Genomic DNA, 8,799 nt, shown 5'->3' with positions numbered 1-8,799 from the left:
GCCGCCGAATAACCCGCATCGCTCAACGGAGATCCGAACATGTACGATTTCACCTACCACAAAGCCACCTCCCTCGATGACGCGGTCAAAACCCTCGGCACCGATGCCGAAGCCAAACCCCTCGCCGGCGGCATGACCTTCATCCCCGTCCTCAAACAACGCCTCGCCAAACCCTCGAAAATCATCGACCTCGCCGGCCTCGGCCTCACCGGCATCAGCCGCAACGGCGACACGCTGGTGATCAAGGCCATGACCACCCACCGCGAAGTCGCCAACTCCCCCGAAGTCGCCGCCGCCATCCCGGCCCTCGCCCACCTCGCCGGCATGATCGGCGACCGCCAGGTCCGCTACCGCGGCACCATCGGCGGCTCGCTGGCCAATAACGACCCCTCCGCCTGCTACCCCGCCGCCGCCCTCGCCCTCGGCGCCACCATCACCACCAACAAACGCAGCATCGAAGCCAAAGACTATTTCCAGGGCATGTTCGCCACCGCCCTCGAACCCGATGAACTCATCACCGAAGTCACCTTCCCCATCCCCCAATCCGCCGCCTACGAAAAATTCCCCAACCCCGCCTCCCGCTACGCCATGGTCGGCGTCTTCGTCGCCAAAACCGCCAACGGCCCGCGCGTCGCCGTCACCGGCGCCGGCAATGACGGCGTCTTCCGCCACACCGCCATGGAAGCCGCCCTCGCGAAATCCTTCACCGCCGATGCGCTGAAAACCGTCACCACCGACGAATCCACCATGAACGCCGACATCCACGCCAGCGCCGCCTACCGCGCCCACCTCGTCGGCGTCATGGCCCGGCGGGCCGTCGCGGCATGTGCGTAAAGGGGCGCGGCCGGCGGTTCTAACAGGGGCGAAATAAAGCCCCCTCGCCGGTTCGCGCCGGTCTCAGCCGCCCGCGCCAGCGCTCGCCGTGACACACCGGGAGAGCAACCCGGACTTGACAAACGCCTCCAGCGCGCGGCGGCAAGGCTCCTGGTCTATTTTTGTGTTTGACTTGTCCTGTCCGCCCCGCACAATAGACCGGCTGCAAAAGAAAGTTGTGTGACATGATCGCGTCCCTGATGCCGAACTATAATCGGATCGACATTTCGTTCAGCCATGGCGAAGGCGTCTGGCTGGTCGCGGATGACGGGCGCCGATTTCTGGATTTCGGCGCGGGAATCGCCACCTCAGCACTCGGTCATGGTCACGCCGGGCTGACGCGGGCGATCGCCGAGCAGGCCGCCAGGGTGATCCACGTCTCCAATTTGTATCGCGTGCCCCAGGCCGAACGTTTGGCGGCCCGTCTGGTCGACGCCAGTTTCGGCGACAGCGTGTTCTTCTGCAATTCCGGCGCCGAGGCCAACGAGGCGTTGGTCAAGGCGTTTCGTAAAACGATGGCCGATGCCGGCAAGCCCGAGCGATACCGGGTGATCTGCGCCGACGGCGCGTTTCACGGCCGGACGCTGGCGATGATCTCGGCAACCGGCAATGCGAAATATCTGGCGGGCTTCGGCCCGGCGGTCGATGGGTTCGATCATGTGCCGTTCAACAATCTCAACGCGCTGCGCGATGCGATCACGCCGGCAACGGCGGGAATCCTGGTCGAGCCGATTCAAGGCGAAGGCGGGGTGCGCCCGGCCCAAATCGAGTATCTGCGCGGCCTGCGCGCCGCGGCGGACGAGTTCGGCCTGCTGCTCGGCTTCGATGAAGTGCAATGCGGCATGGGGCGGACGGGTCGCCTCTTCGCCCATGAATGGGCCGGCGTGGCGCCTGACGCGCTGAGCACGGCGAAGGGGATCGGTGGCGGTTTTCCGCTGGGAGCGCTGATCGCCAATGAAACTGTGGCGCGGGCCCTGGTGCCGGGCAGCCATGGCACGACGTTTGGCGGCAATCCCCTGGCCTGCGCCGCGGGCAACGCGGTGCTCGATGTCGTGCTGGCGCCCGGCTTCCTGGATGACGTCACACGCCGCGGCGCGCGGTTTCGCAGCGGGCTGGAGGCGCTGGCGCACCGGCATCCCGATGTCTTCAGCGCCGTGCGCGGTCAGGGGCTGATGCAGGGGTTGGTCTGCGCGGTGCCCAACACCGAGGTCCAGTCCGCCTGTCTGGCCGAAGGCCTGTTGAGTGTCGCGGCGGGCGACAATGTCCTGCGCCTCGTGCCCCCGCTGATCGTGACCGAGTCCGAGATCGATGCGGCACTCGAACGCCTGGACGGCGCGGCGCGGCGCTGCAAGCCCGGCCTCTATGCGGATGCCGCGAAATGAGCGTCGCGATCGGAACGGATTCAACCACACAAACCCCACGGCATTTCCTCGACCTTTCATTGATTGAACCGCCCGTCCTGCGGCGCATTCTCGATCAGGCGGTGCGCTTCAAACGCGCGGGACGATCCGCCGCGCGCCCTCTGGCCGGCCGCTCGATCGCGCTGATTTTCGAAAAACCATCGACCCGCACGCGCGTGAGTTTCGAAATGGCGATGCGCGGCCTGGGCGGCGATGTGGTGATGCTCTCCTCGCGCGAAATGCAGATCGGACGCGGCGAGACCGTCGCCGATACCGCGCGGGTCCTGTCGCGCTATGTCGATGCGATCATGCTGCGGACCGACCAGGAAGCCAAACTGCGCGAGCTGGCCCGTTTCGCCACCGTGCCGGTGATCAACGGGCTCACCGAGCGCTCGCACCCGTGCCAGGTGATGGCCGACGTCATGACCTTCGAGGAACGGCACGGCCCGATCGCCGGCCAAACCGTGGCCTGGGTCGGCGATGGCAACAACATGGCGAAAAGCTGGATCGAAGCCGCCGCCCGGTTCGGCTTCCGGCTGATCCTCGCCTGCCCGGCCGAATTGGCGCCCGATGCCGCGGCGCTGGCATGGGCGCGCGCCCAGGGTGCCGACGTGGCATTGACCGACGATCCGCGCCGCGCGGTGAGCGGCGCGCGCTGCGTCGTGACCGACACCTGGGTCAGCATGGGCGACGACGATGGCGAAATCCGGCATCACTTGCTGGCGGGCTACCAGGTTGATGAAAAATTGATGACCCAGGCGGCACCCGATGCGATTTTCATGCATTGCCTCCCGGCGCACCGCGGCGAGGAAGTCAGCGCCGGCGTGATCGACGGCCCGCAGTCCGTCGTGTTCGACGAGGCCGAAAACCGGTTATTCGCCCAGCAGGGCATCCTGGCCTGGGCACTCGGCGCCTGAAACGACCGCCCGCCGAAACAATTCACCAGGCGCATGTCGATACGACCAGGCTGAGCAAGGAATGGTGGGCGCACAAGGATTCGAACCTTGGGCCCGCTGATTAAGAGTCAGCTGCTCTACCAACTGAGCTATGCGCCCATTCCCATGCCGCGACGAAAACCCCCCGCGCGAACAACCTGCCTCTAGCAACATCGGACCGGTCTGTGAAGGCCTCGCCGGACAGACACTTGATCATTCTCGTATTATGGCGAATTACACAACGCTAGGGCGCTGCGGCGTCACGCATCATGGGGAGCAGGATCAATATGCCAAGGTCATCACGGATTCGATTGAAAACACCGGTCTGGATCGCCGCCGGCGCGTTGGCCGCGCTGGGCGTCGCGGTCGGTATCGGCGCCGCATTTGGCGATGTCGGCGGTTACATGCCGACCCCCGAAGCCGCGAAACCGGGCGCCTATTCGGCGATGCCGAAACCCGATACCACCGGCATGACCCCGCAGCAGGTGGCGCTCGTGCAACGCGGCGAATACCTGACCACCGCGGCCGATTGCATGCCCTGCCACATGGCGCCCGGCGCCAAGCCGTTCGCCGGTGGTCTGTCCTTCGTCACCCCGTTCGGAACCCTGTATTCGCCCAACATCACCCCCGATAAAACCAATGGCATCGGGAAGTGGACGAACAAGCAATTCTACGATGCCCTGCATTACGGCGTCGCCCCCGGCAGTTCGCTGGCGGTGTTTCCCAAATACCTCTACCCCGCGATGCCCTATACCTCCTACGCCAAGCTCTCCAAGCCCGACGTGCTGGCGATGAAGGCCTATCTCGACGCTATTCCAGCGGTCAACGCGCCCCATGTGCCGAACGCGCTGAATTTCCCCTTCAACATCCGTGCGATGCTGCTCGGCTGGCGGATCATGTTCTTCAGCACCGCCCCGGTACATTACGCGGCGGACTGGACACCGGCGGTGCGCAACGGCGCCTATATCGCCGAAGCCCTCGGCCATTGCTCCGAATGCCATTCGCCGCGCAACCTTCTGTTCGCGATCAAATCCAGCGAAACCCTCGCCGGCGCGCAGATTCTCGGCGAACCCTGGTATGCGCCGAATATCTCGTCCTCGAAAAAATACGGCGTCGGCGCCTGGAGCCACGCCGATCTGGTCTCCTACCTGCATGACGGCGGCAATATGCAATACGGCTCCGCCTTCGGCCCGATGAAATCGGTCGTCGACTACAGCCTGAGCCAGGTCCCGAAATCCGACATCGCCGATCTCGCCGCCTACCTGCAAACCGCGACCGCGCCGCGCGACATCGCCCCCGCCATGGTCAGCGTGCCGGCCAGCGAAATCGCCGAGGGCAAAACCCTCTACGCCCAGAATTGCGCCGCCTGTCACCAGGCCGATGGCAAGGGCGTCGCGGATGTCTTCCCCAATCTCGCCGGCAATCAGGCAAGCTGGGGTGGCGCGCCCGATAATGTGATCGGCATCGTGCTCGGCGGCATGATCCCGTGGCATGCCAACGGCCCGGCCATGCCGGCCTTCGGTTCGATCCTCAACGATCACCAGATCGCGGCGGTCACCAATTATGTGCGCACCGCCTGGGGCAATCCCGGCGTGCCGGACGCCACCGCCGCCCATGTGTTCAACCTGCGCAAATCAGCGCCGCCGCACCGCATCGCCCTGGCCGACGCCGATTATCTCGACCTGCCCCCCATCGCGTCAGCCGCCGCCCGCAAACTCGGCTGCCCGTTGCTGACCAACCCGCTGATCGACCCCAGCGACGCCATCATGAACATCATGCAGGGCGTCACCTCCGACACGCTGGCAAGCCGGACGCAAATCCTCCTCGCCGCGATCAAAAAAGCCAATCCCGACCTCAGCAAGAGCGAAATCCACCAATACATGCTCACCGTCTATTGCCCGGTCGTGGCAACCCAGAAGGACATGTCGATGTCCGACAAAAAAGCCGCCCTGAAACATTTCATGGCCCAGGCGCCCAGCGATGCCATGATCGCGGTTCCAGCAGGCAACAAGCAGGGCGGGTGACCTGACCGTCTCCCCGCTCACCATCGAGCGTCTGCGCGGCGCGGAAATCCTGCCGCACCTCGCAGACCTCGCCGCCCTGCGGATCGCCGTGTTCCGCGACTGGCCCTATCTCTATCAGGGCGACGAGGCCTACGAACAACGCTACGTCGCCACCTACGCCGCCAGCAAGAACGCCGCGATCATCATCGCGCGCGACGGCGATGCCATCGTCGGCGCCTCGACCTGCCTGCCCCTGACCGATGAGAGCGCGGCGCTGCAACACCCTTTCCGCGCCGCCGGGTTCGACCCCGCGCAGGTGTTCTACTTCGGCGAATCGGTGCTGCTGGCCGAATATCGCGGCCAGGGGGCCGGCGTCGCGTTCTTCACCCAGCGCGAAGCCCACGCGCGCGCGGTCTCCCCCGCGCGCCACGCCGCCTTCTGCGCGGTGATCCGCGATCCCGCCGACCCGCGCCGCCCGGCCGATGCAACCACGCTCGACGCATTCTGGCGCCATCGCGGCTACGCGCCGCACCCAGGGCTGATCTGCCGGATGCGCTGGCGCGAAATCGGCGCCGCCGCCGAAATCGAGAACCAGCTGCAAGCCTGGCTGAAACCGCTATAACCCCGTCATGATGCGGCTCGCTCTGTCCCCTTTCGCCGTCACCCGGCCGGCCGATTTCGATGATTTCATCGCCGGCATCGACCGGCTGATCACCCAGGCCAAGGCGCAACAGGCCGATCTGCTGATGCTGCCCGAATACGCGAGCATGGCGCTCGCGGGCGCCTTCGTCCCCCACCCCGATGTCATGGCCGAGCTAGACGCCGTGGTCAGCCGCGCCGACGCCCTGATCGCCGCCTTCCGCAGCCTCGCCCGCCGCCACGGCATCATGCTGCTTCCAGGAACCCTGCCGATGCGCGGCGCCGATGGCGCGCTGCGCAACCGCGCGCCCCTGATCGACGGCAACGGCGCGATCGCGTTTCAGGACAAATCAGTCATGACCCGTTTCGAGCGCGAGCAGTGGGGCATCGCCGCCGGCGCCGCGCCCTGCGTCTTCGCCACCGATTTCGGGCGGCTCGGCATCGCGATCTGCTATGATTCCGAATTCCCGCTGCTCACCCGCGCGCAGGCGCTCGCCGGTGCCGACCTCATCCTGATCCCCACCTGCACCGACACGCTGCACGGTTTCAACCGCGTGCGTCTCTCGGCCCGCGCGCGCGCGCTGGAAAATCAATGTTTCACCGCGCTGGCGCCAACCACCGGCGCCGCCCCCTGGTCCGCCACGCTCGATGACAATCGCGGCACCGCCTGCGCGTTCGGCCCGGTCGATCGCGGCTTCCCCGATGATGGGGTGATCGCGTCCGGCCTACTCGACTCGCCGGATCTCCTTCTCGTCACCCTCGATCCCGCCCGCCTCGCGGCCACCCGCGCCGACCCCGCCGTCCGCAACCGCACCGACTGGCCCAGCAACCCGCCGCCCAGCCGCGTGATCGCGCTCGCATGACCCTGATCTACCTGGTCGCCGGCGAGGCCAGCGGCGATGTGCTCGGCGCGCGGCTGATCGAGGCGATGCGCCGGCGCGATCCCGCGCTTGAAGTCGCCGGCATCGGCGGCGCCCGCATGGCCGAGCAGGGTCTCGCCTCGCTGTTCCCGATGCAGGATCTCGCGGTGATGGGTCTCGCCGAAATCCTGCCGCGGGTGCTGAGCCTGCGGGCCCGGCTCGCCCAGGCCGTGGCCGACATCACCGCCCGCCGCCCCGCCCTGGTCGTCACCATCGACAGTCCCGGCTTCACGCTGCGGCTGCTGCGCGCGATCGAACCCCTCGGGATCAAGCGCGTCCATTATGTCGCCCCGCAAATCTGGGCCTGGCGGCCCGGTCGGGTGAAACATTTTCCCGGATTATGGGACAGGTTGCTGTGCCTGCTGCCGTTCGAGCCGGAGGTGTTCGCCCCGCACGGGCTCAACCCGGTGTTCGTTGGCCATCCGGTGCTGCAATCGGGCGCGGATCAGGGCGACGCCCTGCGGTTTCGCGCCGCCTTCGGCCTCGATGGCGGGGCACAGCCGCTGATCCTGCTGCCAGGCAGCCGCCGCACCGAAACCGCCCGGTTGATGCCGGTGTTCCGCGACACCCTCGCCCGCCTGGCACCCGCCCATCCCGCGCTGGTGCCGGTGCTCGCCGCCGCCCCCGCGATCGCGCCGGAACTGGCCGCCCTCGCCGCGCGCTGGCCCATTCGCCCGATCATCGTGTCCGACACCGCGACCCGCTACGATGCCTTTGCCGCCGCCGTCGCCGCCCTGACCAAATCCGGCACCTCAACCCTCGAGCTCGCGCTGGCCGGGGTGCCGATGGCGGTCACCTACCGGGTCAATCCGATCAGCGCCTTCCTCGCCCGGCGCCTGATCACGGTGCCCTATGTCGGCATGATCAATCTGCTCGCCGGCGCCGCCCTGGTGCCTGAAATGCTCCAGGCCGATTGCGCGCCCGCGCCGCTCGCGGCCACGCTCGAAACGATCCTGAACAATCCGGCCATCGGCGCGCGGCAACGCGCCGGATTTGCAGCCGCCCTGGCGCGGCTCGCGCCACCTTCGGGTCAAACCCCCAGCGACGCCGCCGCCGCCGCGGCACTTGAGCTGCTCGGCTGACCGCGCCATCCCCAAGCCATCAAGCGCCCCGCGACCCGGACCGATCGCGCAACCCGTAACCCGCGAATTGCGCCCGGCTCGCCGCGATCTCGGCATCGCTCAACAAACAAACCTCCCCCAGCAGCAACGCCTGATAATATTGCCGGGCCAAACTCTCCAGCTCCACCGCCCGCCACAGCGCCTGGTCGAGCGATTCGCCCAGCGCGATCATGCCATGATTGGCGAGCAGGCAGCCCATCCGATCCTCCAGCGCCGCCAGCGCAAGCCGCGCCAGTTCCCCGGTGCCGAACAACGCATAAGGCGCGCAGCGGATATTATCGCCCCCGAACGCCGCGACCATGTAATGACACGCAGGTATCCCGCGCCGCGTGATGGCCAGAGTCGTCGCATACGGCGCATGCGTATGAACAATCGCCCGCACCTCAGGCCGGGCGCGCAAAATGGCATGATGAAACGGCCACTCCGTCGAGGGTCGGTGCGGCCCCGCCCACCGGCCATCCTCGGCATCGAGCGGCATCGCCGCGATCATCTCCGGCTCCAGCCGGTCATAAGGGATCGCCGAGGGCGAGATCAGCATGCCAGCCCCCTGGCGAACGCTGATATTGCCCGAAGTCCCCTGATTGATGCCGAGCGCATTCATCGCCCGGCAGGCATCGATCACGGCTTGTCGAAGCGAGAAATCGTCCATCATCCGCCCCCATCATCGCATCATCCGTTGCAGCGCCCCCGCTATACCGCCAGTTCGATCAATCATCCAATGAACCCGCCACCGTCATGATAGGCCCCCGATGCCCGCCCCGATGCCCGCCAATCCCCGACCCTTGCGATCTCCGCCGCCATCGGCTAATCCACCCCCATCAGCGCACCCGTAGCTCAATTGGATAGAGCACCAGACTACGAATCTGGGGGTTAGGAGTTCGAGTCTCTTCGGGTGCGCCATCTTCCTG

The 8,799-nt window shown here is 66.7% G+C and carries 8 protein-coding genes and 2 tRNA genes; 8 read left to right on the top strand and 2 right to left on the bottom strand.

All coding sequences use genetic code 11. From position 1 onward, the window contains the following. Positions 1-39 precede the first annotated feature (39 nt). From ACP5E6_RS14525 to argF, 3 genes are all read left to right on the top strand, one after another. Positions 40-834 carry an FAD binding domain-containing protein gene (locus tag ACP5E6_RS14525; protein WP_427955080.1) on the top strand — a complete coding sequence of 265 codons (795 nt, stop codon included), beginning with the start codon at positions 40-42 and terminating at the stop codon, positions 832-834. Positions 835-1,058: 224 nt separating this feature from the next. Next, positions 1,059-2,255: an aspartate aminotransferase family protein gene (locus ACP5E6_RS14520; protein ID WP_427955077.1), complete on the top strand. Its 1,197-nt coding sequence runs from the start codon at positions 1,059-1,061 to the stop codon at positions 2,253-2,255. Continuing rightward, on the top strand, positions 2,252-3,190 hold the full coding sequence (argF, locus tag ACP5E6_RS14515; RefSeq protein ID WP_427955075.1) for an ornithine carbamoyltransferase: 939 nt from the start codon (positions 2,252-2,254) through the stop codon (positions 3,188-3,190). The genes ACP5E6_RS14520 and argF overlap by 4 nt, the downstream gene beginning before the upstream one ends. A 62-nt stretch (positions 3,191-3,252) precedes the next feature. Here the strand turns inward: argF and ACP5E6_RS14510 are convergent. Beyond that, positions 3,253-3,328, bottom strand: a tRNA-Lys gene (locus ACP5E6_RS14510). Between the two features lie 191 nt (positions 3,329-3,519). Between ACP5E6_RS14510 and ACP5E6_RS14505 the strand changes: the two genes are divergently transcribed. From ACP5E6_RS14505 to lpxB, 4 genes are all read left to right on the top strand, one after another. Next, positions 3,520-5,232, top strand: coding sequence for a c-type cytochrome (locus tag ACP5E6_RS14505; RefSeq protein ID WP_427955073.1), 1,713 nt, complete (start codon positions 3,520-3,522; stop codon positions 5,230-5,232). An 88-nt stretch (positions 5,233-5,320) separates the two neighbouring features. Then, positions 5,321-5,833, top strand: coding sequence for a GNAT family N-acetyltransferase (locus ACP5E6_RS14500; RefSeq protein WP_427955070.1), 513 nt, complete (start codon positions 5,321-5,323; stop codon positions 5,831-5,833). Positions 5,834-5,843: 10 nt separating this feature from the next. After that, entirely contained in the window at positions 5,844-6,713 is an 870-nt protein-coding gene (locus ACP5E6_RS14495) for a carbon-nitrogen hydrolase family protein (RefSeq protein ID WP_427955082.1), read from the top strand. Next, positions 6,710-7,852 (top strand): lipid-A-disaccharide synthase, encoded by a 1,143-nt coding sequence (gene lpxB / locus ACP5E6_RS14490; RefSeq protein ID WP_427955068.1) that lies wholly within the window; start codon positions 6,710-6,712, stop codon positions 7,850-7,852. The genes ACP5E6_RS14495 and lpxB overlap by 4 nt, the downstream gene beginning before the upstream one ends. 19 nt (positions 7,853-7,871) lie before the next feature. Here lpxB and ACP5E6_RS14485 read toward each other — a convergent pair whose 3' ends face one another. Then, entirely contained in the window at positions 7,872-8,543 is a 672-nt protein-coding gene (locus tag ACP5E6_RS14485) for a class II aldolase/adducin family protein (RefSeq protein ID WP_427955066.1), read from the bottom strand. Between the two features lie 171 nt (positions 8,544-8,714). On the opposite strand from ACP5E6_RS14485, the gene ACP5E6_RS14480 reads away from it, so the two are divergent. Beyond that, positions 8,715-8,791 (top strand) — tRNA-Arg (locus ACP5E6_RS14480). Positions 8,792-8,799: the final 8 nt, after the last annotated feature.

It is taken from the genome of Acidiphilium sp. (assembly GCF_049977125.1).
Lineage (GTDB): Bacteria > Pseudomonadota > Alphaproteobacteria > Acetobacterales > Acetobacteraceae > Acidiphilium.
Note: the sequence above shows the minus strand (reverse complement) of the source record. Positions and strands in the feature narration are given on the sequence as shown.

What these genes read in the sequence shown, in the direction of transcription:
- lpxB (WP_427955068.1), top strand. Translation starts at nt 6,710, where the DNA reads ATGACCCTGATCTACCTGGTCGCCGGCGAGGCCAGCGGCGATGTGCTC.
- ACP5E6_RS14485 (WP_427955066.1), bottom strand. Translation starts at nt 8,543, where the DNA reads ATGATGGACGATTTCTCGCTTCGACAAGCCGTGATCGATGCCTGCCGG.
- ACP5E6_RS14520 (WP_427955077.1), top strand. Translation starts at nt 1,059, where the DNA reads ATGATCGCGTCCCTGATGCCGAACTATAATCGGATCGACATTTCGTTC.
- ACP5E6_RS14525 (WP_427955080.1), top strand. Translation starts at nt 40, where the DNA reads ATGTACGATTTCACCTACCACAAAGCCACCTCCCTCGATGACGCGGTC.
- ACP5E6_RS14495 (WP_427955082.1), top strand. Translation starts at nt 5,844, where the DNA reads ATGCGGCTCGCTCTGTCCCCTTTCGCCGTCACCCGGCCGGCCGATTTC.
- argF (WP_427955075.1), top strand. Translation starts at nt 2,252, where the DNA reads ATGAGCGTCGCGATCGGAACGGATTCAACCACACAAACCCCACGGCAT.